This window comes from Variovorax raffinosi, assembly GCF_051216615.1.
Classification (GTDB): Bacteria; Pseudomonadota; Gammaproteobacteria; order Burkholderiales; family Burkholderiaceae_C; genus Variovorax.
Window position 1 is genome coordinate 761,897 of the sequence record NZ_JBPJZR010000001.1, and the last position, 24,314, is coordinate 786,210.

Below are 24,314 nucleotides of genomic sequence, written 5' to 3' on the forward strand. Positions count from 1 at the left end.
GGGGTCGCGGCCGCTCACCCCTGAGCCCATCTCATCGGTATGAAGGCGATGCCTCGCGTTTCAACGCGAGGCCCTGTCGCGGGAAGCCAAAGCGCTTTGGCCAATCCCCTGCGCTGGAACGGCTCGGCGACGAAGAGGTGAAAGAGATGCGTGCGCGAGCGAAAGAATCAGCGCGCTGATGGCGGGTACGTCGTCCTTGGTGGCCTTGCGGATGTGCATGGGCGGCATGTCGTGTGATCGGGCGGTCATCGGATCGACTGCAGCCAACCGACGCGACAATGCCCCCATGACGCTCGACCTGTTCGACGACCCGCCCCGCGAAGCGCGTGAACCACTCGGCCCCGGCGCCTTCGTGCTGCCCGGTTTCGCCCTGCCCTTCGCGGGCGAATTGCTCCCCGCGATCCATGCGCTGCAAGAAGACGCGCCATTCCGCCATCTCGTGACACCCGGCGGCTTCACCATGTCCGTCGCGTTGACCAACTGCGGCGCGCTCGGCTGGACCAGCGACCGGCGCGGCTATCGCTACAGCCCGACAGATCCCGACACCGGCCGCCCCTGGCCAGCCATGCCCGAGGCGTTCACGCGCCTGGCCCGCGAGGCCGCCGCAGCAGCCGGCTTCGACGGCTTCGCGCCCGACGCCTGCCTGGTCAACCGCTATGCGCCCGGTGCGCGGCTTTCGATGCATCAGGACAAGGACGAGCGCGACTACGGCGCGCCCATCGTCTCGGTGTCGCTCGGCATGCCTGCCGTCTTTCTCTTCGGCGGACTCGCGCGCGGCGACAGGGCGGTGCGTGTGCCGCTGCAGCATGGCGACGTCGTGGTCTGGGGCGGCGAAGACCGGCTGCGTTACCACGGCGTGCTGCCGCTGAAGGACGCACCGCATCCGGTGCTGGGCCCCGTGCGCATCAACCTCACGTTTCGCAAGGCGGGCTGACGCGCATGCAAGAGAAGAAGAAGAAAAAAGAAGACGATCCGCGCAACGCGATGCTCGAACTCTATGCCGCGCTGTGGCACTTCGCGGCCGGTGCGCGCGGGCAGTTGCTGGGGGCCACGGCGCTGCTGGCCACCTCGCAGATCATTCGCCTCACGCTGCCCTATCTCGCAGGGCAGGCGATCAACGCGCTGCAGCGCAGCGAGCTGGGCACGGCCGGTCGTTGGATCGGCACGCTGGCCGCGGTGTATGTCGGCGCGTGGGTGCTGCATGGGCCGGGTCGCATCCTCGAGCGCAATGTCGGCATGAAGGTGCGCGAGACATTGGCCGACGAACTCTATGCACGCATCGCCGCCGCGCCGCTGGCCTGGCACGACGGCCACCATTCGGGCGAGCTGCAGCATCGCGTGCACCAGGCCAGCCGCGCGCTTGCGGACTTTGCGCAGAACCAGTTCATCTGGCTCACCAACGCGGTCAACTTCGTCGGGCCGCTGGTGGCGCTGGCGCTGCTGTCGCGCACCAGCGGCGCGACGGCGCTGGCGGGCTATGTGCTGATCGGCCTTGTCATCGTGCGCATCGACCGCGCGCTGATGAAGCTGGCGCGCGCCGAGAACGACGCCGACCGGCGCTACGTGGCCGCGCTGCTCGACTTCCTGGGCAATGCCTCGACGGTGATCGGGCTGCGCCTGCAGGGTGCCTCGCGCCTGCTACTGCGCCGGCGCATGGCGGCGATCTCATTGCCGCTCAAGCGCACGGTGGTGCTGAACGAAGGCAAGTGGTTCGCGGTCGACCTGATGGGCCTGGCGCTGACCTGGGGGCTGGTGGTCATCTATGTGTGGCAGGCGCGCACGCCGGGACAGGCGGTGATGCTGGGCGCGGTGTTCATGATCTACCAGTACGCGCAGCAGGCGGCCGGCGTGGTGACTTCCGTGGCGGCCAACTTCCAGTTCTTCGCGCGCATGCACACCGACTACAGCAGCGCGGCGCCGATCTGGCAGGCACCGCCCGGCGAAGCCATTTCCGCCACGCCCGAGCAGGTGCCGCAGCGCGAGCGGATCGATGCAGATGCAACGTGGACGGGCCTCGGCGTTCAGTCGCTGCAATGGAACTACGCGCCACGCGACACCACCGCCGATGGAGCAGCCACGACCGCGCGCAGCGGGCTGCACGACGTGTCGCTCACGCTGCGCCGTGGCGAGCGCATCGCGCTGGTCGGCCCCAGCGGCGGCGGCAAGAGCACGCTGCTGCGCGTGCTCGCCGGCCTCTATGCGCCGCAGGGCGGCACGCTGTCGCTCGACGGCCGGCCGGTCGACTGGCCGCAACTGCGCCGGCTTGCCACATTGATCCCGCAAGAGACCGAGCTCTTCGAGGCCAGCGTGCGCGAGAACCTTGCCTTCGGCCAACCGGCCAGCGACGACGCGCTGCTGGCGGCCCTGCACACGAGCACCTTCGACGAAGTGCTGAAGGCCACGCACGGCGACCTCGACACGGCCGTGTCGGAGCGCGGCTTCAACCTGTCGGGCGGACAGCGCCAGCGCCTGTGCCTTGCGCGCGGCGTGCTCGCGGCGCAGGGCAGCTCGCTGCTGCTGCTCGACGAGCCGACCAGTGCGCTCGATGCCGCCACCGAAGCGCGCGTGCTGGAGCGCATCGCCAACGCGTTCCCGAACGCCTGCGTGATCGCATCGATCCATCGCCTGAGCCTGCTGGAGCGTTTCGACACGGTGATCGTGATGGAGGCCGGCCACGTGCTCGACGCGGGCCCGCGCGATGCGGTGCTGGCGCGGCAACCATTGCTGCAGCGCATGGTCGCGCCGGCCGCGAGCGGAACCTGAACCGCCGCGCCGCGCTCCAACGCCGCCTGAACCCGCCGAACCCGGCCTACAGACACACGGCGCCCGCGCCCTACCATTGCGGGCTGCAACACACCGACTCATGACACACAAGGCAACGCGCACAAAGATGGTCACACTCCGCAAACCGGCAACGCATTGGGCCCTGCTGGGCGTTGGCGCAGTGATGGCACTGGCCGGCTGCACGGCCACCAGCGAAGCACAACGGCAGGCCACCAACAGCAAGCCGCCGCCCACCGATTGCACGGCCTGGGTCGGCACCGACCGCAACGCCATGATGGGCGGCTACCTGCTGCCGCAAGGCTCCAAGGGCAGCGGCACCAAGGTGTGCGTGCCGGTGATGATGACGGCCAACCCCACGCCTACCGACTACGCCGGTGGCGACTACCACGTCAGCGAATTCACCGACGACAAGCTCAAGGCCCGCTGGCGCGCCTGCAAGGAAGACCCGGACTGCTTCAAGCGCATCGATGCGCAGATGCAGCGCTGGCTGCCGCCGAACAAGGAGCGCGCCACGCGCTCGACCGGCGTGGTCGATCCGTCCGGCAAGATCGATCCCGAAGGCCAGGTCGACCTGCGGCAGATCCGCCGCCCCGCCTTCTTCGCGAAGGCGCCCTACCGCGAAGGCATTGCCGAGGCCGATGGCCGCACCTACATCGTCGAGTTCAGCGCGCCGCGCGACGCCTTCGAGCGCATCGACCTGAAGATGACCGACCCGATCAAGCTGCGCGGCTGGTACATCGAAGGCGCCGGCGTGGACGACGGCAAGGGCAAGAAGGTGCGCGCGCTGGCGATCATGGCGCCGGGTGGCGGCGGGCAGCTCACGGCCATCCAGCATCCGGACGAAGCCTCGTACCGCATCGACGAGAAGACGGGCAAGACCATTCCCATCAGCTTTCCCAATGCCACCACCGAGACCATGGGCCAGCGCTGGTGGCGCGAGAACCTGTATGCGCTGAACCAGGCGGGCTACGACGTGCTGGCCTACGACCGGCGCGGCGAGGGCCTCTCGGGCGGCTTCAGCGACACCAACACGCTGGAGCAAGGCGAAGACGTGTTCCGCGCGCTGGCGGCACTGGAAGACGGGCGCGGCCTGCGCATCCTCACGCCGTCGGGCGAACTGCTCGAAGGGCCCGCCACCAAGGGCCGGCTGCTGGCGGGCATGAAGTCGACCGAGATTCCGCTGGTGCTCGGCGGCTACTCGCGCGGCTCGATGTCGACCGCCTGGGCCATGACCAGGAACTACGTGGCCCAGTGCAGCTTCGACATGCCCGAGCCCAGCTGCACGCCGCCCAAGGGGCTGAAGAACATCCGGGGCGCCATCCTGCTGTCTTCGTTTGCCAGCGGCGCGGGCTACGTGGGCGACTCGCCCGACCTGGCCGACCGCAACCTCTTCCTGGGCGGCATGGCGGCGGACCATCACATCGTCTTCTATCCCAACTCGGCCACGCTCGCGGGCATGGACCGCTGGCCCACCGCCTTCTTCGGCAAGGGCCTGTGGGACCGCGCCGAATCGCTCGAAGGCACCGTGGCCGCCTACAACCGCATTCGCGGCGTGAAAGAGATCGTGCTGGCGCGCGGACCGCACTCGATCGAGACCTGGCCCGAGTCCGACCGCGCCTACCTGCGCGAGCGCATGGTGGCCTATGCGAAGACGGTGATCGTGGGCAAGGGCAAGCTGCCGGGCGCCCGGCCGTGGACCAATTTCAAGTCGCTGGTGGCGACCACGCCCGATTCGTGGGAACCGTCGTCCAAGCCCAAGGCAACGCCGCCCGGCCGCTGAACGGCAACACCGTCAGAATCGCGCAACCGGCCCAGCCCCTGCGGCCCACCAAGGACAAGCCCCATGTTTCCCCATGACGTTCTCCTCGCCTACATCGCCGCCTGCCTGGTGGTCGTGATGGCGCCGGGCCCCGACAACATCCTGGCGATCAGCCGTGGGCTGAGCCAGGGCAAGGCGGCCGCCACGCTGTCGTCCATCGGCGCGGGACTGGGGATCATGTGCCACACGGTGGCTGCGGCGCTGGGCCTGTCGCTGGTGATCCAGGCCTCGCCCGTGGCGTTCTGGGCCGTCAAGGCGGTGGGCGGGCTGTACCTGCTGTGGCTGGGCTACAAGGCGCTGGCCTCGCGCAACCTGATCTCGTTCGAGCCCAGCGCGCACCAGTCGCTGCGCAAGGTGTTCCTGACGGGGTTGATGTCGAACGTGCTCAACCCGAAGCCGGGCCTGTTCGTGCTGGCGTTCCTGCCCCAGTTCGTCAGCGCGGGCCGGGGCCCGGTGGCGCTGCAGATGCTGGTCTACGGCGCGATCTTCGCCGTGCTCACTGCCCTGATCTTCACGGTGCTCGGATGCTTCGCCTTCAAGCTGTCGGCGTGGCTGCGGCGGCATCCGCGCGTGGGCACCGGGCTGAACCTGGGCGCGGGACTGACCTTCATCGCGGCGGGGCTGTCGGTGCTGGCGCTCAAGCAGCGCGCCTGAGCGGCTGCGGCCGTGGCAGCCCCAGCTCCCACGGGTTGAAAACACCCGGCCCGCCGCCATTTCACAAGGAGATCACGCGACCGAAAGAGGTGCTTCATGGGCGCACGCGACGAATTCCTTCTCGACTCCTACTCCGCCACCGTCACGCAGGTGGCGCACACCGCCAGCGCGGCGGTGGCACACATCAAGGTCCGCAAACAGGCGCAGCGCGGCAACGCGGGCGGCCAGGGCAGCGGCTCCGGCTTTCTCTTCACGCCCGACGGGTTTTCGCTGACCAACGCGCATGTGGTCGAGGGCGCGAGCGAACTGCGGGCCGCGTTTGCCGACGGCACCGAAAGCGCTGCCCGCCTCGTGGGCATGGACGCATCGACCGACATCGCGGTGCTGCGCATCGAGTCGAACCCCGGCGCCTTCCTGCCGCTGGGAAGCTCGGCGGCCCTGCTGCCCGGCCAGATCGCGGTGGCGGTCGGCAATCCGCTGGGCTTCGATTTCACCGTGACCGCGGGCATCGTGAGCGCGCTGGGCCGCAGCCTGCCCTCGCGCGGCGGCCGGATGATCGAAGACGTGATCCAGACCGACGTGGCGCTCAACCCCGGCAACTCGGGCGGCCCGCTGCTGGACAGCGCGGCGCAGGTCATCGGCGTGAACACAGCCGTGATTCCTTCGGCGCAGGGGTTGAGCTTTGCGGTGGCCATCGACACCGCGCGCTGGGTGGCGGGTGAGCTGATGCGCCATGGCACCGTGCGCCGCGGCAGGCTGGGCGTGCAGTGCGCGGCCGTCGCACTGCCCCGGCGCTGGGTGCGCGAGAACGAATGGCCGGTTGCGACCGGCCTGCGCGTGGTCGAAGTGGTGGCCGGCTCGGCCGCGGCGCGCGACGGGCTGCGCAGCGGCGACATCCTGGTCGGCTGCGACGGCACGCCGCTCGCGCAGCTGTCCGACCTGCTCAAGCGGCTGGCGGGCGAAGGCTATGGACGGCCGCTGCTGCTCAAGCTGTTGCGGCCCGTGGCCGGGACGTTGATGCCGTTCTACTTGACGGTGGCGCCCGGCGGCTGAGCCTTGACGCGCTCCAACTCGGCCTTGGCTTCGTCGAGCTTGGCCTGGCGGCGCGCGATCTTCTTCGCATTGCCGTCGTGCTGCGCCGTGTCGAGGTCGCGCTGGCGTTGCGCCACTTTCTGTTCCTCGGCCCGCACCTTCTTCGCGTGGGCTGCCGACAGTTTTGCATCGCTGCAGTGGTGCTGGTTCTGGGCGAGCGCGCGTTCCAGCCCGCGCACTTTTTCCGTCAGGCCTTTTTCGCGCGCGGCCGCGATGTCGTTGCTGATTTCCTGGCGCTTCGCTTCGCAGGTGCCGGCCGCCGGCTGGGCGAACGCCGAAGCCGAAGCCGTCGCCATGACGAAGATCAGTGAAAGGTATGCAGTCTTCATGTCGGTCTTTCCTCGTTGTTGATTTTTTTGAATCCGGCGCCGGCGTCTTTCGACCGGCGCCACGACGGCGCGTCGGGTCTGGTTGCCAACGCACCTGCGCCGCAGTAATGTGCTGCGGCGCCACTGCACCCTAACCGAACTCCGGCAGAAAGACACCACTGCCGGCCTTCATCAACGGCGCCGCCTGACTTGCCGGTGCGCACGCCCGTGAATGGGACGGGTGGCCCGTGACCCACTTGACCCGGCCCTTGGGGCCGCCTCGATAAAGGCAATATCCGGTCAACCCATCGAGGTGCTTTCTTGAACTCTTCCTCCCGATTCCTGAACCCCGCCGAAGCCGCAAGGCGCCTCGGCGTCTCCGCCAAGGCGCTGCGGCTGTACGAGCAGCGTGGGCTGGTGGCTCCCGCGCGCAACGCGGCCGGATGGCGGTCTTATGGCCCCGACCAGATGGCCCGTGGCGCCGAGATCGTGGCCCTGCGCGCGCTCGGCCTCAGCCTCGCCCAGGTCGCGCGCGTGCTGGATGGCGACGCCGAGGGACTGGAGCCCGCGTTGGCTGCGCACCAGACAACGCTTGAAGCGCGTGCCCGTCAGCTCGCAGGCACCATCGAGACGGTCCGCAGCCTGCGGGCCGATCTCGCACGGGGCCAGACGCCGACCGTCGAGGCATTGACGCATCTGCTGGCGCCCACAGCAAAGCTTGAAGTCGAATTCGAGCTGCCCTGGCCCTGGGGTGGTGAACTGTTCATGTTGCGCGACATACGGCCGCTGAACTACATCGTCGGCCCCTTGGGCAGCGGCAAGACGCGGTTGGCCTTGCGTCTGGCCGAGGTTCTGCCGGATGCCGCGTTCATGGGTCTGGAGCGGGAAGAAGACGGCAGCGCGACAACGCAACTGGACGCCGACCCGGCCCTCCGATTGCGCGTCGACCGGGCCCTGGCGTGGCTCATCGAGGACGGCGCAACGGCATCCGATGCATTGATCGCACTGCTTGCAGGACTGGAAGCCGAAGGCCCGGCCGTGCTGGTCGTCGACATGGTGGAACAAGGGCTGGACCACGCCACGCAACAGGCTGTCATCGCCCATCTGCGTCGCCGTGGGCCTGATGGCCGTCCGCTCTTCCTGCTCACGCGCTCCTGTGTGATCCTGGACCTCGCGGCCGTCGGCGCGCACGAGTCGATCATCTTCTGCCCCGCCAATCACAGCCCTCCGACCCGTGTCGATCCCTTGCCGGGTGCGCCGGGCTACGAGGCTGTCGCAAGCTGCCTGGCCTCTCCCGAGGTGCGGGCGCGAACGCAGGGTGTCATCGCGTGGCGGCCTCAGTCGGGGCTGCACCAGCGGCCTGAATCGGGGCACAGAACGGCGCGCTCGCCGTTCACCCAGATGGCCTCTTCTTCGAGCTGCGACGAGGTCGAAGGATCGACATCGAAGACAACCTGAAGCGCGCGCGCCACGTGAGCATCTTCGATCGGCAGCTCCCATGTCAGGAACAGTTGGGTGCAGTCCTTGTCTGCCGCGAAGTCGGTCGCATCGAAACCGCTGCTGCCGCGCCGGATGACGGCATGCGGCTGGCCGGTATCGAACACCACGGCAGTGCCCCTCGTCAGCGGAAAACGATGGCCTGACGAGGGGAAGTGCAAGTCCAGCCCCTTGTCCTCGCTCAGGAAGAGATTGCAGAAGGCCGCGCTGCCGTATTGCGCGCCGTCGTGGTGGTACTTGGCGCCGCGACACGCCATGAGCGCAATGTCGCTGGCGGCAAGCACTTCAGGCAGCCCCTGCATGTGCGTCCAATCGGACATGGTCTGCACGCAGTGCCTGTAGTCCGGCCAGCGCGTGCGTGCGCGCGCCAAGGACAAGGGCTCGACGTCTCCGGGCTCCAGCATGAGGCGCGTGGCGATCTCCCTTTCGCAATCCGCCATGAGGCGCGCGGGAAGCACGGGCACATCGAGCGTGGCGCACAGCACGACGTCGCTCACGCTTCGGCTGCGGAGGTTGTCGCCGCTCCAGAAATAGGAGGTCAGGCGGTCTCGCACACGATGCGATGGCGGGGAGCTGTTCATCCGGCGCAGTGTAGTCAGGCTGCGCCGGCGATGCGGCCGGCCTTACACCGTCGCGGGCGCCGCTTCGAGGTACGGCGTGATGTTCCGCATCGCACGCTCAACGTAGTCTTCTTTCTCACCCACCGGCGCGACGTAGTGCATCGCTTCACGCGCTTCATCGAGCCCCACCAGCCGCGCGATGACCCACGCAGCCAGGTACTGCGAAGCCAGGCAACCGCCCGCCGTGGCCACGTTGCCCCTGGCCACGAACGGCTGGTTCAGCACCGAGACGCCGGCGGCTTCGACCCAGGGCTTGGTCGTCAGGTCGGTGCACGCCGGCACATCGGCGAGCAAGCCCAGCTTTGCCAGCACGAGCGTGCCGGAGCACTGCGCGGCCAGCAGTTGCCGGGAAGGGTCGAGCCGCAGTTGCGCCATCAGCGCCGCGTCGGCGACGACCTCTCGCGTGCGTATGCCGCTGCCGACGATGACCGCATCCGCCGCGCTCGCCTCGTGCAGCGAAGCCTGTGCTTCGAGCACCACGCCGTTCATGGAACGCACGCGCGGCACCGGGCTCGCGAGGGAGACTCGCCAGCCCGGCTTCTTGATGCGGTTGAGGATGCCGAGCGCGATGATCGAGTCGAGTTCGTTGAAACCTTCGAAGGTGAGGATGGCGATGTGCATGGGGTCGATTTCTCCGTGCCGGATGAAGTGGAATGAAGGTCGGTACATCGTAGACAGTGCAGTCAATACAATCAAAAAATTGTCATGGATACATTGCGCGATGACTCAAGCCCGGTACAAGCAGTTGGTCGATGCGCTCGCCGCACAAATCCGCTCCGGCAGCCTGCCGCCGGGCACGCGTTTGCCCACGCTGCGCAAGCTCGCCGCGCAGAAGGGCCTGGCCCTGGCCACCGCAAGCCGTGTCTATGCGGAGCTGCAGGCGATGGGCCTGGTGAGCGGCGAGACGGGTCGCGGCACCTTCGTCAGGGAGACGCTCCTTCCCCGTGACCAGGGCATCGACCAGCATGCCGTGGCATCGGGCGTGGTCGACCTGAACTTCAACTACCCGTCGCTGCCCGGCCAGGCCGAGTTGCTGCGCACGGGCCTGCGCCAGCTCGCCGCGGCAGGCGACCTGGAAGCCCTGTTGCGCTACCAGCCGCACGGAGGCCGGCCGCACGAGCGGGCCACCATGGCGCGGCATCTCGCGGGCAAGGGTGTCTCGGTGAGCGCCGACCAGGTGATGATCGTGAGCGGTGCCCAGCATGGGCTGGCAATCACCGTCATGGCGCTGCTGCAGCCCGGTGATGTGGTAGCAACCGATGCGCTCACCTACCCGGGCTTCAAGGTGCTTGCGGAAGCGCATCGGCTCGAACTGGCACCGGTGCCCGCAGCCGGGCACGGCCCCGACCTCGACGCGCTCGAACGGTTGTGCAAGAGCCGCAAGGTGCGGGCCGTCTATGTGATGCCGACGCTGCACAACCCGCTCGGCTGGGTGATGAGCGCGAGCCGGCGGCGGCAGCTCGTGTCGATCGCGCGCCGGCATGGGCTGCTCATCATCGAGGACGCCGCCTACGCCTTTCTGGCGGAAGACCCGCCCGCTCCATTGGCTGCATTGGCGCCCGAATCGACGGTCTATGTCTCGGGCCTTTCAAAGAGCATCGCGACCGGCTTGCGCGTCGGCTTCGTGGCCGCACCGGTGGCATGGGTGCCCCAGCTCGAACGCGCGATCCGGGCCACGACCTGGAACACGCCCGGCGTGATGACCGCGCTGGCATGCGGCTGGCTCGACGACGGCACGGTCGCCCGCCTCGAAACCGAGAAGCGCCACGACGCAAGGGCCCGGCAGGCCATCGCCACCAACGCGCTGGCCGGACTGCGGTGCGTTCGCCATCCCGCGTCGTACTTCGTGTGGGTTCCCATGGCGGAAGAGGTTCGCGCCGACCAGGTTGCGGCGGCGCTCATGCGCGATGGGATCTCGGTGTCGACGGCCGAGCCTTTTTTGACGTCGGCTCATGTGCCGCATGCCATTCGTCTCGCGTTGGGATCGGTCCCGCTGGACATGCTCGGCGATGCGCTCACGAAGGTCCGGCGCGCGATCGATGCGCGCACCCTTTGAGCACCACCCATCGGCTAGAGTCTTCGCGCTGCAGGAACAACACATGCCCAAAAAACACCGCACATGGATTCTTGCGACAGCCGCCTGGCTGCTCGCTGCCACCACCACCACCGCCGGCGCACAGACGGCCTGGCCGGACTACATGCCGCGCCTGCAACCCGCCGTGTCTGAAAGCCCCATCGCCGCAGTCTTGCCCGAGGGCGGAACGATGGTGCCGCCCGACCCCGCGCTTGCGGCCGCGCGCAAACGCTGGCACGGCCTGTGGCAAGGCTGGGCATGCGGCGGCATGCAGTGCGACGTGCGCATCGCCATCGAGCAGGTGTCGACCGAGCGGGCCACCGTGGCCTATGCCGGTGCCAATGCATTGCAGGGACTCATCACCGACCGCGCCGAAGGTGTGTTCGAAGGCGAAGAGCTGGCCGTTCGCCTGCGCACCGGTTCACGCCTCGTGCTGCGCCTGCGGGCCGATGGCGACATGGAGATGTCGCTGTGGAAGCCGGACACGCAACTGCTCTCGGCCGGCGTGCTGACGCAAAAGCCGTTGGCCTCCACCTACACGCGCACCATCGAACGCGTGCCCACACCATGGAGCGACAACGGCAAGGCGCAGACGCTCGAAATGGTCGTGTACCGCCCGCCGGGCACCGGCCCGTTTCCGACGCTAATCTTTCACCACGGCTCGACCGGCCGGGGCAACCGGCCCGAATGGTTCAAGCTGACCTGGACCAGCCCGGACATCGCGCGCTACTTCACGGCCAAGGGCTGGCAGGTGCTGTTCCCCCAGCGGCGCGGTCGCGGGCAATCCGATGGCCTGTACGACGAAGGCTTCGAGGCCGATCGCTCGGCCGGCTATTCATGCCAGCCCACGCGCGCGCTGGCCGGTTTCGATCGCGCGGTGGAGGACCTCGATGTGGTGATGCCGCAGGTGCTCGCGCGCCCCGATGTCGATGCCAAGCGCCTGATGATCGGCGGCGTATCGCGCGGCGGCATCCTCGCCGTGGGCTATGCCGGCATGCACCCCGGGACGTTCACGGGCGTGATCAACTTCGTCGGCGGCTGGGTCGGCGACGCCTGCCCCAAGGCGAACGAAGTGAACCCGTTGCTCATGCGAAGAGGCGCGGCCTTCAAGCAGCCGATGCTGTGGCTCTATGGCGATCACGACCCGTTCTACACACTGCGCCACAGCCGCGCCAACTTCGACAGCTTCACCGCAGCGGGTGGCCGTGGCGAGTTCCTGACTTTCGACGCACCGCCCGGCCGCGACGGGCATGCGCTGTACACCGAGCCTTCGCTCTGGCAGCCCGCCGTCGATCGCTACCTTGCCGGAATCGACCGGCACTGAGGCCAATCAACAAGACTCACGCGGACGAAGCGGCGCGATAGGCCCGGCTTGAAACGCTGACAGAATTTTTGTCGGGGTCCTTCGCGTTGGCGAAGGCATAGCCGTTGGCCTGGTGAATGGCACCGAACTTCAGTCCGCGCGTTGCGGCATCCGCGACGAAGGCCGCCACGTCGCGCACCTGAAAGGTCAGCTTCACGCCCACCTGGCCCAGCGTCACCGACTTCGCGGCCTGGTGGATCAGGATGCCTGCGCCGCCATGCGGCGCATGCAATTCGATGAGGCCTTCGTGCACCTCGCCGTTCGTGACAAAGCCGAAGTGCCTTGCATAGAAGTCGGCCGACTTCTTCATGTCGCGGGCGTAGATGAGCACGGTGGCGAGTGGTGATTCCATGCGGCGATGGTAAGGCGCCGACTCGGCCGCGCAGCCCACCCACAGGCCGTTGCGCGTTTGCCAAGAAGGTGTTGACGCTGGCACAACACCCACGTTATATTCGCCGCCGCAGTTGCCGCAAGGTGGCTGTCGTAAGCGTTACCGTCATCCAACGCGTCCCTTGTCGAGAGGATCCCAGCTGGGAATATCTCGATCAATAAAGACGCGCCTTGGCATGACATCAATCTCCTCCCCTTCCGTATCCGCTCGCCCGTTCGAGACCTCCGCTTTCACGGGGCTCGCTCCCGTGGTGCTCGCGGTCTTCCTCGGATTCCTCGCAATCAGCGTCCCTCTGGCGGCGCTGTCGCTCGAGGTCCGCAACCACCTGGGCTTCGGCTCGGTCACCATCGGCTGGGTGATCGGCGCCCAGTCGCTGGCCACGCTGCTCACCCGCCATCAGGCGGGCACGCTGTGCGACCAGCGCGGCCCCCGCGCCGCCGTTCTTCTTGGACTTCCACTGACCGCCTGCTCGGGCCTGGCCTATGGCCTGTCGAGCGCTCTGCCGATGGACCCGGTTGCCAAGCTCGCCGTTCTGCTCATCGGACGCCTGATGGCGGGCCTCGGCGAGAGCCTGTTTCTGACAGGGCTGATGAGTTGGGGCATCGCACGCATGGGCGTCGCCCGTACCGGCAAGGTCATGTCCTGGACGGGCATTGCGATCTACGCCGCGCTCGGGCTCGGCGCGCCGCTGGGGCTGGCCGTGCAATCGGCATACGGCTTCGTCGGCGTCGGTGTTCTTGCGCTGCTCACGCCGATGCTGGGCTGGGCCATCGCCCTGCGCCTTGCGCCTGTTGCCGCCGCCGGTGGACAGCGCGTGCCCTTCCATCGCGTGCTCGGCCTGATCTGGCGGCCGGGCCTCGTGCTGGCATTGGCCACGGTGCCCTATGCCGCGATGGCGGCCTTTCTCACGCTCGACTACGCGGCGCACGGTTGGCCGCACGCCGGCACGGCGCTGCTCGGCTTCGCTGCCGCCTACGTTCTTGTGCGCCTGGTCGGCTCGGGGCTTCCTGACCGCTTCGGCGCCACGAAGGTCGCCGTGGGTTCGCTGATCTTCGAGGCCGTCGGGCAGCTGCTGATCTGGTGTGCCCCCGGGCCGGGAATGGCCGTGCTGGGCGCGACGCTGACCGGCCTGGGCTTCTCCCTCGTGTTCCCGTCGATGGGCGTGCTGGCGACCCGTTCGGTTCCGCCCGAACAGCGCGGCCGTGCGGTGGGCAACTTCATCGCCTTCGCCGACATCGCACTGGGCGTGACCGGACCCGTGGTCGGATTCGCGACGCAGTGGTTCGGCATCTCGACGGCCTTCCTCGTGGGTGCCGGTGCGACTTGCGCGGCCTTGTGCCTGCTGCCCGCCATCCGGCTCAACCGCGGCGCATAGCGCTACACACCCCATGCATACGACGACCTCAACGCAAACCACAAACAACAGCAAATCATGAAGACCACAGGCAACACCATCCTCATCACCGGCGCCACCAGCGGCATCGGCCGCGCGCTCGCCGAAGCGTTCCACGACAACGGCAACCGCGTCATCGTCTGCGGGCGCCGGCAGGCCCTGCTCGACGAGATGACGGCGCGCCGACCCGGCCTGATCGGCATGCCGCTCGATCTCGACGACCCGGCTTCATTGCCACGCGTGGCCGAAGACGTTCGCGCGCGCTTTCCCGAACTCAATGTGCTCATCGCCAACGCCGGCATCTCGCGGGCGGAAGACATGGCGGCAGACGGCTGGGATGCATCGGACGCGCAGTCGATCGTGGACACGAACATCATGGGCGTGCTGCGCGTGACGGCAGCGCTCCTGCCGCTGCTGAAAGGGCAACCCGACGCGGCCATCATGGCGACCAGCTCCAACCTTGCCTTCGTGCCCCGCGCCGACTTTCCGGCCTACTGCGCCAGCAAGGCATTCCTGCATTCGTGGCTTCAATCGATGCGCCATCAACTGCGCAAGGTTCCCATCGAAGTGCTCGAGCTGGCACCGCCCTATGTGCAGACGGAACTCACGGGCGACAGCCAGGCATCCGACCCGCGCGCCATGCCGCTCGCCGTGTACGTGGCCGAAGTCATGCAGTTGCTGGCGGCCAAGGATCACCCCTGGGGCGAAGTGCTGGTCGAGCGCGACAGGGCCCGGCGCTGGGCCGAGCGGGACGGTCGCTATGTCGCTACTTTTGCTGCGATGAATCCGGGCTGAAGCCGGCGGCCCCTCAAGGCGTCGCCGATATCCTGCGGATCCTCGACCTGTAGCTCTCCAGCACGAACAGTTCGTTCTCGGCCCCCTGGACCACTGCATCTTGCGTGTCGAATTGCGCGACGGAGCCTTCACCATCAACCTGCCCCCGGGTGCCTGAACCAGCCAGTGTCGACAACTGGCCGGAGGGCGAGATCTGCCGGATCAGCCCATAGCTCATGTCCCCGATATAGACATTGCCCGCCGCGTCCGCGCCCACCGAACCGGGGTACATGAAGAACCCGTTCAAGGCAGGACTCATGAGCGTCGTGACATCGCCCGCTGGTGTGATCTTGCGCACCATGTAGTTGAACGAATCCGCCACATACACATTGCCTGCCCCGTCGGCCGCGATCCCTTGCGGGTAGTTGAACGAAGCTGACGCGCCGTTGCCATCGGCGGAGCCTGGCGTCTGCGAACCTGCCAGCAAGGAGACAACGCCAGTGGGAGTGATCTTCCGGATGAGATGAGTGGAGTCAACCACATAGAGGTTGCCGGCGGGGTCCGCCGTCATGGACCGCGGACTGACAAGCACACCCGGTCCCACAAGATTCGTCACGGTGCCGGTGGGCGTGACCTTCCAGATTCCGTTCGGGTCGGCGACGTAGATGTTGCCGCCGGTGATGGCAATGCCCCCCAAGCCGCTGAATCTTGCCGATATGGCGTTGGCGTCCACCACGCCGGAGCGGCTGATCTTCAGGATCCGGGAGGATTCGATGGCATAGACATTTCCATCCGGATCGGCTGCGAGCTGCGCGATGTACGACAAACCGGTCGTGATCGTCGAGACGTACACATGCCGCGTGCAGGCCACCGCCACATTGCTGATAGCAGCACCGGCCAAGGTACCGCTGCCCTGGCTGAGCACGCAATCGTGCCAGGCCGGCGGTGGACCCATCGTGACCGCATAGGCCGCCGTGTCGGCCACCGGCGTGGCAAAACTGAAGGCGCCATTGGTCGACACGGCCACGTCGTCTGTGCCGTTGTTGCGCAGCACCACGGCGGCTCCGCCCACCAGCCCGCTCACGGTGCCGCCCACCGTGAAGGACTGTGTGGCACAAACGAGCGACACGTTGGTGATGTTGTGGTCCGTCACGATGCCGCTACCGTTGACGACGCTGCAGATCTGGCTCGGCGTGCGCGGCTGCGCCCTGACAGTCACCACGTAGCTGGCGCCACTGGCCACCGGCATTGCGAGGCGAAAGGCACCGCCGGGGGCGCTGACGGCCAGGTCGTCGCTCGCGTTGTTCTGCAACACGAGGCCGCTGCCAGCCAACCCGCTCACGGTGCCGCTCACCGTGAAGGACTGAGTCGCGCAGACGACCTTCACGTTCGTGACGTCGCTGCCCGCCATGGTGCCGCTGGCGTTGCCTACGCTGCAGATCTGGCTCGGGGTGCGCGGCTGTGCCTTGACCGTCACCACATAACTGCCGCCGCTGGCCACCGGCACTGCGAAGCGAAAGGCACCACCGGGCGCGCTGATGGCCAGGTCGTCGCCCGCGCTGTTCTGCAACACAAGGCCGCTGCCGGCCAACCCGGTCACGGTGCCGCTGACCGAGAAGCTCTGCGTCGAGCAGATCACCGTCAGGTCTGTGACGTCGCCGGTGCCGACAACACCCGATGCGTTCGCGACCGTGCACACCTGGCTCGGCCCGGTGGGTTGCGTTTTGACGGTCACGGCATAGGCCGTGCCGGTGGGCAGTGTCGGGCTGAAGGTGACCGAGCCGTCGGCCGTCACCGCCAGGTCATTGCCTGCGCTGTTCTGCAAGACGAGTCCGCTGCCCAACAGGCCGCTGACCTTTGCAGCCAGGGCGAACCTGGCGGCAGGTGGAGCAGGCGAATCAGGCTGCGCGGGTGGCGTGGGCAACATGGGCAACGCCGGCGAGGAAGCCCCCCCGCCTCCGCCGCATCCCCCAAGAAGAACGGCAAGCACGAAGGCGGCGCTGGAGAAAGAAACGCGCCGGAGGCCGGCCAAATGAAATTGGGTCATCACGTCGTGACTGAAACTATTTGTCACGAGGTTACTGACCCACACGACGAAGCCACACCCATGAATTGGGTAGGCCCGTGCATATCGAAGCCCTCGCCCTCAGGCAGCGCCGTCTTCCGGATGCCTCCACGCAGGCGCATGCGCCCGCCGCGCCGCATTGAGTTCAGCCATCGAGATGTGCAGCTCCGCCATGGTCTGCACCAGCAGTTCGAGCAGCGCGGTGCGCTGCCGCAACCGCACGGTCTCGGCGCGGCGCGCGCGCTGCGCCTGCCGCGCGACGGCCTGGATGGCACGGCTGGTCGGCGAATCATGAAGGTCCACCGACGACGGACTGGAAGCGGCGCTGGCTGGCATCTGCTGGATCACGCGGCGGCGGACACACCCGCAGCGTCGCCGGCCTCTGCGTTCGCGGCGTCGCCACGGGTTTCCGAGGCGGGGCCGTAGTTGCGCAGGTGCAGGAAGAACTCGCCCATCATCTGCATCCACAGGCGCACGGCGAAGGCCAGGTAGGCGTGGCTCACGCCGCCGGCCACCACCACGTCCATCTCCAGCACGACGAAGTCGCCGTGCTGTGCCACGCGTGCAAAGCGCTTGGTGCGGTGCCACGAAGCCAGCACGGCCTCGGGCAGCGTGCCGCCCTGCACATGCAGCGGGCAGCTCAGCGTGAAGTCGGTGTACTGCGTGGTGGTGACGGGGTTGCCCCACAGCACCTGGAAGCCGATGCCGTGGCTCGCGCTGTGCAGGCGCACGACGCCGTCTTGTTCGATGGTGGTCACGGCGGCGCCGGCGGCCTTGATGGCGTCCGACACCTGCTCGGGCGTGACGGCGTCCAGCAGGTCGAGGGGGGGAGCCGCCGCGATGTCGGTGGCTTCGGTGGTGATGTTCGTCGTTGTGTTGTTCATGTTGTGACCCTGTTGGATGAGCTGGTTAGTTGGTTTTCTTGATGGCGGCATCGAGCGCGGCGGCGTCGATGCTCAGGTTCGTGGCGGGCGCCACTTGCGCGAGATACGCCTGCACGAGTTGCTGCTGGCGCTGCTGGCGCAAGGCGGCCTGCAGTTGCGGCTTCACTTCGTCGAGCGTGGCGGTGCGCGCGGGCTGGATGTCGAGCAGCTTCACGACATGAAAGCCCGCCTCGGCCTGCACCGGTTCGCTGACCTGGCCGGGCTTGAGCTTGGCGATGGTGTCGCGCAGTTCGGGCAGCATGCGCGCGAGCGGCAAGGTATCGACCTCGCCGCCGCGCTCGGCGCTGCGCTTGTCCTGCGAACTGGCGCGCGCCACGGCAGCGAAGTCGCCGGCGCGGGCCTGGCGTGCGAGCTTGCCCGCCTCTTCGCGCACCTTGGCAACGGCGGCCGCGTCGCGGCTGGGCGTGGCCAGGAAGATCTGCGCCACGTGGTAGGCGGCCGGCAGGTTGAAGCCGGTCTTGCCCTGCTCGTAGGCGGCCTTGACTTCAGCATCGGACGGAAAACCCGCCGGCACCTGGCTCACCGATTCGAGATAGCTCGTGCTCACGATGCGCGCGCTGATCTCGCGCGTGGCGGCGTCGATCTTCGCCTTGACGTCGGCCCGCTCGGCCCAGCCCTTGGCGCGCGCGTCGCGCAGCACGGCTTCGCTCAGCAGGCGCTGGCGCAGCCAGCCGTCGAGCGTGGCGCGGTCGGCCTTGACGGCGGCGCGCTCGGCTTCGGGCAGGGTCTGCAGCAGCTTCTCGACTTCGTCCTGCCCCACCGTGACTTCGCCCAGGCGGGCCACCACGGTGTTGCCGGGTGCGGGTGCCTGCGCGCCGGCCATGCCGACCGACGACACCAGCAGCACGCCGGCAGCGGCGCGCAGCCGTTGTGCAAGCGCGCCAGAGGAAGACCTGATTTTTCGTGTCATTGCTTTTCTCCCGAAGCGGGTGCGGCTGCGGATGCAGCAGCGGCGGCGGCAGGTGCCGGCGCATTCACCGCACGCGCATCGAACTTGCCTTCGTACAGCTTGTCGCCGTACTGCTGCGCGATCTGCTCGAACTTGACGCGGCTCTGCGCGGCGAACGGTTGGCGCGATGCCAGCACGCTGCCCAGGTCCACCGTCTCATAGGCACGCAAGATCTCCTGCCCCACGGCATAGAGCTGCGTGTTCTTGGCCTCGCACTGCGTCATGGCGGTGCGGTGCGTCGCGGCCTCGGTGGCCAGGCGCTGGCGCTCGGACTCGGAGGCGCGCGCCATCTTCAGCAGGTCGTCATACGCGCCACGGTACTGCGCGACCTGCGCTGTGGCCTTCTCGCTTGTGGCCTGCGCCTGCTGGCGCAACTGCTGGCTGCCCGCGCTGGCCTGCGAGCGCGCCTGGCGTTCGGCCGCCAGTTGCGACTGGCTTTGCGCAAGCTCCTTCTTCAGCGCCTCGACATCGGATTTGGCCGGCGCCGCGGCGCCCGAACCACCCGCGGCCGGCGTGCCCGCGGGCTGCCCCGCCTTGAGCGCGGCCAGCTCGTTCTGTGCCTGCTGGAGCTGCGTGGTCGTCACGCGCAACTGCGCGCGAAGCCGCTCCTCCATGCTCTGGCCCTGCTGCTGTTGCTGTGCGTGGGTCACGCCGGCCGTGGCGGCAAGCGTCGCCAGCACCAGCGCCGGGAAGATTTTTCTGGACACGGCAAGCTCCTTAGAAACGCGCATTGAATTCGAGCTGCAGGGTGTCGATGGCCAGCGGCGGTCCGTAGACGGCCTTGGTCGAGATCCAGCGGCCGGTGAACCACATGTTCTTGTCGATCGCGTACGAACCGCCCAGGAAGTAGCCGCGTGCATTGGTGCCGCCGCCGTGGAAGGTCGAGTCGTTGTAGCCGTCGGGCATCGAGTCGGGCTCGATGCGCTTGTAGCCGGCCAGCACGTTCCAGTCGCCGCGTGCCGACGGTGCCGGCTTGCCGTAGGTGGCCTGCACCATGTAGGCGTTGCCGCCGCTCTTGAAGTCGGCCTTGCTGGTGCCGCCGGTGGCGCCGAAGTTGTTGACGATGGCGCCGCGAATGCCCGCGCGGTTCCAGATGTCGTTGGCGTCGTACGCGGTGTTCTTCACGAAGTTCGCGTCCAGGCGCAGGTTGTTGCCGGCAACGGCCGTGTCCCAGCGCAGGTTCAGGTCGATCAGGCGGAACTTCGAGGCCAGGCCCACATACTGCGGCTGCGGCGTGCCGGCCGGGTTGAGCGGGTCCAGCGAGATGTCGCGCAGCAGCATGAGCGTGTTGCCCTTCTGCATGAAGGCCGGGCGCGACCAGTCGGTGCTGCAGCCATCGGCGCCGGCATACAGCGCGCAGGGCTGCGAGACCTTGCCGCTGATGTTGTTGAAGTTGTAGTACGCGAGCGCGCCGCGCAGGCGGTTGTCCGCGTCGATCTTCCACTCGGCGCCGGCCTGCGCGCCGAAGAGCCACTTGTTCTCGCTCTTCATCTTGGCCTGGCTGCGGCTGGGCGAATTGTCCGACGAGTATTCCAGCGGGATCAGCCCCAGCGTGCCGAACAGCGTGAGGTCCTTGTTCGACGCGAGCTTCTTCTCGAACTGCGCGGCAATGCCGTCGAAGTTCAGGTCGCTGGAGTACAGCAGGTCGGTCGACATGAAGGGGTTGCCGAAGCGGCCGGCCGTCACGGTGAGCCAGTCGACCGGCTTGTGCGAGATCCACATCTGGTCGAGCCACACGCTCTTCTTGGAGAGGCCGCCGCCCAGCGTCTGCGTGGTCGACACCGGGCTCTCGTCGCTGCCCGAGGCCAGGCGGATGCCGGCTTTGGTGTTCTCGGTGAGGTCGGCGTACACGCCCAGCCGCGCGCGGGCGCGGAACAGGTTCTTGCGGTCCTGGCGCGTGTTCAGGATCGACGGCAGCGCCAGGTTGGTGTTCGGGTTGACGTCGTAGCCCGTGCTCTTGTTCAGCTCGGCCCAGTTGATCTCGATGTTGCTGTTGTTGCCGGCGTAGTTGCGCGACTCGTTGCGCACGCGCACGTCGCCTTCGACGCGGATGCGCTTGCTCCACTCGGGCGTTTCGTTGGGCGCGGCCCAGCCTTCGTCCTTGGCCTGCGCCATGACCTGTGCCTTGACCTCGTCGCGGATCTGGTCGCGCACGGTCTGCGAGATGTAGGGCACGCGCACGTCACCGGCTTCGAGCCGCACGCCGCCGGCCACGCTGGCCGATGCGGCGGTGGTGGCGGCCGACATGCGTTGTGCCTGCTGCGCGGCCAGGGCTTCGGTCTGGGCCTGGGCCAGCAGGGCTTCGCCCACGTCCTTGGCAAGCGTGCCGCTCTGAATGAGGCCGCGGATCAGCTTGACCATGGCGGATTCGGCGGGCGCCGCGGCGGTTTGCGCGTTGGCGCCGGTGGCCGCGAAGACGAACACGGAGGCCACGGCCGCCGCGAGCGCGCATTTGCGCAGGGTCGGCATGGCGCCCCGGCTCTGGATGTTTTTGAGATGGTTCATCGCTTCGTTCACAGGATTGAATGGGACAGGCGGAGCGCGGCGCTCGCCGCGGTGGTGGTCACTCGGGTCGCTGGGGTCATGGCCGGCGCCCCTTCATGGACACGCGCATCGGAAAGCGCAGCGAGGCCGGCGGCTTCTCGTCGATGCGGTCGAGGGCGCGCACCATGGCGAGCACCGCTTCGTCGGATTCGGGCGTGCCGGTGCTGCGCACCAGTTGCACCCGCGCGGTCTTGCCGTCGGCGCCGAGCCACAGGTCGATCTGGATGTCGTCGAACACGAGCTGGCGGGTGCGCGGGTCACGCGACAAGGCCTGCTGCAACATGCTCGAGACGTACCGTGCATACGAGCCGCTGCCCAGGCCGCCGCCGGCACCGGTGCCGCTCATGCCGCCGCCGCTGCCGGCCTGGATGCCGAAGGCGTCGTTGCCGGCCTGGCCGGCGCTGTCCATGGTCACCGGGTCGCCCAGGTCCTTCGAGGGGCTGGGCGGCGCGTCGTCCTTGGGCGGCTCCAGCGGCTCGACCGGCTTGGGCTCTTTCTCGACCACTTCGGGCTTGATCTTTTCCGGCTCGGGCTCGGGCAGCTTCTCGGGCTCTGGCGGCGGTGGCGGTGGAGGCGGCAGCATCAGCATCGGCGCATCGGCCACCACGCGCTTCTTGCTCGCGGTGTCCGACAGCAGATGCCATACCAGGGCCACCAGCGCGGCGACGATCGCCGCGCCGATGACCACCCCGCCCCAGCGGCGCCACAGCCCGTGCGTCCCGGCCTTCCCGCCCGCGCGGTGCGCGGCGGCGGGAAGAAGAGAAGTCGGATCGCGAGGTTTCACTCTGCGTTCCTCACTTCTGCTTGCCGGTCACGAGGCCGATCTGGTTCAGCTCGATGCGGCGCAGCAGGTCCAGCACATCGACCACCTTCGCGTACTGCACGCTGGCATCGCCGCGCACGATCACGGGGAAGTCGGGCGACAAGGCCTTCTCGGTGCGCAGGCGCTCTTCCAGCTCCGGCAGCGTGACCGGGTAGGCATCGAGGAACACGTTGCCCGCGTTGTCGATCGTGATGGCCTTGGTCTTGGGCTTCTCCAGCGCCACCGAGGCGCTGGCCTTCGGCAGGTCGACCTTGATGCCGGGAATGCTGGCGTTGCTGGTGAGGATGAAGATCACCAGCACCACCAGCAGCACGTCCACGAAGGGCGTGATGTTGATGCCGCCCGTTCGCCTGCGGGGCGAGAACTTGGCTGGGGTTGCCATGGTCGTGCGCTCCTCAGGCCCGTGCCCGGGCCTGCGCCAGCGGAACCGCGCGGCCTTCGCCCTGCTCTTCGGCCAGGCGCGTGACGAACTCGTCGACGAACACGGCCATGTCGGCGGTGATCGCGTCCGAGCGCGAGGCGAGCCAGTTGTAGCCGAACAGCGCGGGAATCGCGACGCCCAGGCCGGCGGCGGTACACAGCAGCGCGGCCGCCATGCCCGGTGCCACCGAGTTGATGTCCACCGCGCCGGCCATGGCCGCCACGACGAACACCAGCATGATGCCGATCACGGTGCCGAACAGGCCCACGTAAGGCGCGCCTTCGATGGTGGTCGAGAGCCAGTTCATGCGCTTGGACATGCGCTCGATCTCGCGCACCATCACGCCGTCCATGGCGGCGCGGATGGCGCCGATGGTGGCGCTGGACACGGCGCTCAGGTCGTAGCCGCGGTCGTGGCGGCGGCGCATTTCGTCCACGGCCACTTCATACAGGCGCCACAGCGACGAATCGGCACGCACCTCTTGCGGCACGGTGTTGTTCACGGCCAGGCGATCGAGCGGCAAGCCGGCGGCTTCGCGGAAGTGCTCGATGAAGGTGGTGTTGGCGCGCGAGGTGGCGCCGTAGTGGCGGCCCTTGGCGATCATGATGGCCCACGAGACGGCCATCATCAGGCCCAGCAGGCCCACGACGATCCATGCGTCCAGCGGCATCGCGGCCAGGATGAAGCCGAAGTGGCTCTTGCCGGCCTGCTGCTCGTCGGCACCGAACACGGTCAGGCGCGACTCGGCGCCTTGCGACACGGCATCGGCCAGCAGCAGTGCATCGGCGCGTGCCACCTTCGACAGGCGCACTTCGTCGATGGCGCCGGTGAACGCGCCGAAAGCGGCGGCGGGTTGCGCGCCTTGCGCCACCGGCAGGCTGCCCGGTGCATCGGCGCCGAGGGCCGCGGCGGTGTTCAGCGCGGGCAGCTTGGCGGCCAGCGACACGGTGGGACGGCCGCCCACATACAGCGCGACGCTGTCGCCTTCGGCCTTCACCGCAAGGTGCGACCACTGGCCGGCCTGGATCGGCTGGCCGGGCGTGCTGCGCTGGCCGTTGACCTGCACGAAGGGCACGCCCTGGTCGATGCCGACCACGAGTTCGCCGGCGCCGTCGCGGCGGGCATAGATCGCCTGGCGGGCGCCGAGCTGGTCGGGCTTGACCCATGCGGAGAACGTCAGCGCGCCACCGGCCTGCACGGCGAGCGACGGCGTGGCGGGCAGCATCAGCGCGCCGTTGCCGAGCTGCGCGCCCCGGCCGATGACGGTGCCTTCGACCGGCACGGCCGAGGTCTGGCCGTTGTTGGCGTAGGCGGTGGTGTCGCGCGGTGGCACGGCGCCTTCGGCGAAGTGGTAGACCAGCGTGTAGTCGGGGTCGAAGCTGCGCTGGCCGTTGCCCGAGGCCGGGGCCTTCGGGTTGCCGTAGTACATCCACAGCTTCTGCGGCGTGCCGGCCGAGACGTTGGGCACGTCGACCCAGATCAGCGCAATGCCCAGCAGCGGATCGAACTGTTCGATCTGGTGGTTCAGCACGGTCTTGTCATCGCCCGCGATGAAGCGCAGGTCGGCACCGGTCTCGCTCACACCCTCGAACTTGAAGTTGCCGGTGTGCAGGCGAACCAGCACCGGCACGCGGCCGGCATCGCTGCCGATGGCACCGGCCTGCGGGCCGCCGTCGATGGTGACGGGCTTGCGGTAAGACCACTCGGCTTGCCACCAGGCGTGGGCCAGGCCGGGCAAGAGCGTGCTCATCAACGTGAGCACGATAAAAAGAATTCGTCGCATGACAGGGTTCTCCGAA

General features: G+C 68.1%; 22 protein-coding genes and 2 pseudogenes. 10 read left to right on the forward strand and 14 right to left on the reverse strand.

Annotation, left to right across the window (positions count from 1 at the left end):
* Positions 1-14: 14 nt before the first annotated feature.
* Positions 15-128, reverse strand: a pseudogene (locus ACSFB7_RS37790) (hypothetical protein); the annotation flags it as partial.
* 158 nt (positions 129-286) lie between these two features.
* Here ACSFB7_RS37790 and alkB point away from each other — a divergent pair.
* From alkB to ACSFB7_RS03535, 5 genes are all read left to right on the forward strand, one after another.
* Positions 287-934, forward strand: a complete 648-nt coding sequence (gene alkB, locus ACSFB7_RS03515; RefSeq protein ID WP_435467100.1) for a DNA oxidative demethylase AlkB — start codon at positions 287-289, stop codon at positions 932-934.
* Positions 935-939: 5 nt separating this feature from the next.
* On the forward strand, positions 940-2,763 hold the full coding sequence (locus tag ACSFB7_RS03520) for an ABC transporter ATP-binding protein (protein ID WP_435467102.1): 1,824 nt from the start codon (positions 940-942) through the stop codon (positions 2,761-2,763).
* A 127-nt stretch (positions 2,764-2,890) separates the two neighbouring features.
* Positions 2,891-4,564 carry an alpha/beta fold hydrolase gene (locus ACSFB7_RS03525; protein ID WP_435467104.1) on the forward strand — a complete coding sequence of 558 codons (1,674 nt, stop codon included), beginning with the start codon at positions 2,891-2,893 and terminating at the stop codon, positions 4,562-4,564.
* 63 nt (positions 4,565-4,627) lie between these two features.
* Positions 4,628-5,257, forward strand: coding sequence for a LysE family translocator (locus ACSFB7_RS03530; protein ID WP_435467106.1), 630 nt, complete (start codon positions 4,628-4,630; stop codon positions 5,255-5,257).
* A 96-nt stretch (positions 5,258-5,353) separates the two neighbouring features.
* The gene (locus ACSFB7_RS03535; protein WP_435467108.1) at positions 5,354-6,310 is read left to right on the forward strand and encodes a S1C family serine protease; all 957 of its coding nucleotides are present in this window, start codon (positions 5,354-5,356) and stop codon (positions 6,308-6,310) included.
* Here ACSFB7_RS03535 and ACSFB7_RS03540 read toward each other — a convergent pair.
* A complete protein-coding gene (locus ACSFB7_RS03540; RefSeq protein WP_435467110.1) occupies positions 6,283-6,678 on the reverse strand; it encodes a DUF1090 domain-containing protein in 396 nt (131 codons plus the stop codon). The two genes, ACSFB7_RS03535 and ACSFB7_RS03540, sit on opposite strands and share 28 nt — an antisense overlap.
* Before the next feature lie 300 nt (positions 6,679-6,978).
* Between ACSFB7_RS03540 and ACSFB7_RS03545 the strand changes: the two genes are divergently transcribed.
* The gene (locus ACSFB7_RS03545; protein ID WP_435467112.1) at positions 6,979-8,115 is read left to right on the forward strand and encodes a MerR family transcriptional regulator; all 1,137 of its coding nucleotides are present in this window, start codon (positions 6,979-6,981) and stop codon (positions 8,113-8,115) included.
* Here the strand turns inward: ACSFB7_RS03545 and ACSFB7_RS03550 are convergent.
* Together ACSFB7_RS03550 and ACSFB7_RS03555 are read right to left on the reverse strand one after the other, a co-directional pair.
* Positions 8,007-8,735: pseudogene (locus ACSFB7_RS03550) on the reverse strand (hypothetical protein); the annotation flags it as partial. The gene ACSFB7_RS03545 and the pseudogene ACSFB7_RS03550 overlap by 109 nt on opposite strands.
* Positions 8,736-8,777: 42 nt before the next feature.
* Positions 8,778-9,395 carry a DJ-1/PfpI family protein gene (locus ACSFB7_RS03555; protein ID WP_435467114.1) on the reverse strand — a complete coding sequence of 206 codons (618 nt, stop codon included), beginning with the start codon at positions 9,393-9,395 and terminating at the stop codon, positions 8,778-8,780.
* Between the two features lie 100 nt (positions 9,396-9,495).
* Here ACSFB7_RS03555 and ACSFB7_RS03560 point away from each other — a divergent pair, with 100 nt between their 5' ends.
* A complete protein-coding gene (locus ACSFB7_RS03560; protein ID WP_435467116.1) occupies positions 9,496-10,830 on the forward strand; it encodes an aminotransferase-like domain-containing protein in 1,335 nt (444 codons plus the stop codon).
* Between the two features lie 43 nt (positions 10,831-10,873).
* On the forward strand, positions 10,874-12,172 hold the full coding sequence (locus ACSFB7_RS03565) for an alpha/beta hydrolase family protein (RefSeq protein WP_435467118.1): 1,299 nt from the start codon (positions 10,874-10,876) through the stop codon (positions 12,170-12,172).
* 16 nt (positions 12,173-12,188) lie between these two features.
* Here the strand turns inward: ACSFB7_RS03565 and ACSFB7_RS03570 are convergent, their stop codons facing one another.
* Entirely contained in the window at positions 12,189-12,563 is a 375-nt protein-coding gene (locus ACSFB7_RS03570) for a VOC family protein (RefSeq protein WP_435467120.1), read from the reverse strand.
* Positions 12,564-12,777: 214 nt separating this feature from the next.
* On the opposite strand from ACSFB7_RS03570, the gene ACSFB7_RS03575 reads away from it, so the two are divergent.
* Both ACSFB7_RS03575 and ACSFB7_RS03580 read left to right on the forward strand, forming a co-directional pair.
* A complete protein-coding gene (locus tag ACSFB7_RS03575; RefSeq protein WP_435467122.1) occupies positions 12,778-13,977 on the forward strand; it encodes an MFS transporter in 1,200 nt (399 codons plus the stop codon).
* A gap of 57 nt (positions 13,978-14,034) precedes the next feature.
* The gene (locus ACSFB7_RS03580; RefSeq protein WP_435467124.1) at positions 14,035-14,790 is read left to right on the forward strand and encodes an SDR family oxidoreductase; all 756 of its coding nucleotides are present in this window, start codon (positions 14,035-14,037) and stop codon (positions 14,788-14,790) included.
* Between the two features lie 13 nt (positions 14,791-14,803).
* On the opposite strand, the gene ACSFB7_RS03585 is transcribed toward ACSFB7_RS03580, so the two are convergent.
* The 9 genes from ACSFB7_RS03585 to ACSFB7_RS03625 form a co-directional block, all read right to left on the reverse strand.
* A complete protein-coding gene (locus ACSFB7_RS03585; RefSeq protein ID WP_435467126.1) occupies positions 14,804-16,696 on the reverse strand; it encodes an NHL repeat-containing protein in 1,893 nt (630 codons plus the stop codon).
* 219 nt (positions 16,697-16,915) lie between these two features.
* Positions 16,916-17,170, reverse strand: coding sequence for a hypothetical protein (locus ACSFB7_RS03590; protein ID WP_435467128.1), 255 nt, complete (start codon positions 17,168-17,170; stop codon positions 16,916-16,918).
* Positions 17,171-17,178: 8 nt separating this feature from the next.
* Positions 17,179-17,718: a YbjN domain-containing protein gene (locus ACSFB7_RS03595; RefSeq protein ID WP_435467130.1), complete on the reverse strand. Its 540-nt coding sequence runs from the start codon at positions 17,716-17,718 to the stop codon at positions 17,179-17,181.
* 25 nt (positions 17,719-17,743) lie between these two features.
* The gene (locus ACSFB7_RS03600; protein ID WP_435467132.1) at positions 17,744-18,688 is read right to left on the reverse strand and encodes a peptidylprolyl isomerase; all 945 of its coding nucleotides are present in this window, start codon (positions 18,686-18,688) and stop codon (positions 17,744-17,746) included.
* A complete protein-coding gene (locus ACSFB7_RS03605; RefSeq protein ID WP_435467134.1) occupies positions 18,685-19,434 on the reverse strand; it encodes a hypothetical protein in 750 nt (249 codons plus the stop codon). Before ACSFB7_RS03605 ends, ACSFB7_RS03600 begins: the two co-directional genes overlap by 4 nt.
* A gap of 10 nt (positions 19,435-19,444) precedes the next feature.
* The gene (locus ACSFB7_RS03610; RefSeq protein WP_435467135.1) at positions 19,445-21,232 is read right to left on the reverse strand and encodes a putative porin; all 1,788 of its coding nucleotides are present in this window, start codon (positions 21,230-21,232) and stop codon (positions 19,445-19,447) included.
* Positions 21,233-21,308: 76 nt separating this feature from the next.
* The gene (locus ACSFB7_RS03615) at positions 21,309-22,055 is read right to left on the reverse strand and encodes an energy transducer TonB family protein (RefSeq protein WP_435467137.1); all 747 of its coding nucleotides are present in this window, start codon (positions 22,053-22,055) and stop codon (positions 21,309-21,311) included.
* 10 nt (positions 22,056-22,065) lie between these two features.
* Complete coding sequence (locus ACSFB7_RS03620; RefSeq protein ID WP_093237370.1) at positions 22,066-22,476, reverse strand: ExbD/TolR family protein; 411 nt, start codon at positions 22,474-22,476, stop codon at positions 22,066-22,068.
* A 13-nt stretch (positions 22,477-22,489) separates the two neighbouring features.
* Entirely contained in the window at positions 22,490-24,298 is a 1,809-nt protein-coding gene (locus ACSFB7_RS03625) for a DUF2341 domain-containing protein (protein WP_435467140.1), read from the reverse strand.
* Between the last annotated feature and the right edge of the window lie 16 nt (positions 24,299-24,314).

Coding starts and splice junctions, on each gene's coding strand:
- ACSFB7_RS03585 (WP_435467126.1), bottom strand. CDS start 16,696: ATGTTGCCCACGCCACCCGCGCAGCCTGATTCGCCTGCTCCACCTGCC.
- alkB (WP_435467100.1), top strand. CDS start 287: ATGACGCTCGACCTGTTCGACGACCCGCCCCGCGAAGCGCGTGAACCA.
- ACSFB7_RS03575 (WP_435467122.1), top strand. CDS start 12,778: ATGACATCAATCTCCTCCCCTTCCGTATCCGCTCGCCCGTTCGAGACC.
- ACSFB7_RS03535 (WP_435467108.1), top strand. CDS start 5,354: ATGGGCGCACGCGACGAATTCCTTCTCGACTCCTACTCCGCCACCGTC.
- ACSFB7_RS03555 (WP_435467114.1), bottom strand. CDS start 9,395: ATGCACATCGCCATCCTCACCTTCGAAGGTTTCAACGAACTCGACTCG.
- ACSFB7_RS03570 (WP_435467120.1), bottom strand. CDS start 12,563: ATGGAATCACCACTCGCCACCGTGCTCATCTACGCCCGCGACATGAAG.
- ACSFB7_RS03540 (WP_435467110.1), bottom strand. CDS start 6,678: ATGAAGACTGCATACCTTTCACTGATCTTCGTCATGGCGACGGCTTCG.
- ACSFB7_RS03520 (WP_435467102.1), top strand. CDS start 940: ATGCAAGAGAAGAAGAAGAAAAAAGAAGACGATCCGCGCAACGCGATG.
- ACSFB7_RS03525 (WP_435467104.1), top strand. CDS start 2,891: ATGGTCACACTCCGCAAACCGGCAACGCATTGGGCCCTGCTGGGCGTT.
- ACSFB7_RS03565 (WP_435467118.1), top strand. CDS start 10,874: ATGCCCAAAAAACACCGCACATGGATTCTTGCGACAGCCGCCTGGCTG.
- ACSFB7_RS03590 (WP_435467128.1), bottom strand. CDS start 17,170: ATGCCAGCCAGCGCCGCTTCCAGTCCGTCGTCGGTGGACCTTCATGAT.
- ACSFB7_RS03560 (WP_435467116.1), top strand. CDS start 9,496: ATGACTCAAGCCCGGTACAAGCAGTTGGTCGATGCGCTCGCCGCACAA.
- ACSFB7_RS03610 (WP_435467135.1), bottom strand. CDS start 21,232: ATGAACCATCTCAAAAACATCCAGAGCCGGGGCGCCATGCCGACCCTG.
- ACSFB7_RS03625 (WP_435467140.1), bottom strand. CDS start 24,298: ATGCGACGAATTCTTTTTATCGTGCTCACGTTGATGAGCACGCTCTTG.
- ACSFB7_RS03530 (WP_435467106.1), top strand. CDS start 4,628: ATGTTTCCCCATGACGTTCTCCTCGCCTACATCGCCGCCTGCCTGGTG.
- ACSFB7_RS03580 (WP_435467124.1), top strand. CDS start 14,035: ATGAAGACCACAGGCAACACCATCCTCATCACCGGCGCCACCAGCGGC.
- ACSFB7_RS03595 (WP_435467130.1), bottom strand. CDS start 17,718: ATGAACAACACAACGACGAACATCACCACCGAAGCCACCGACATCGCG.
- ACSFB7_RS03620 (WP_093237370.1), bottom strand. CDS start 22,476: ATGGCAACCCCAGCCAAGTTCTCGCCCCGCAGGCGAACGGGCGGCATC.
- ACSFB7_RS03600 (WP_435467132.1), bottom strand. CDS start 18,688: ATGACACGAAAAATCAGGTCTTCCTCTGGCGCGCTTGCACAACGGCTG.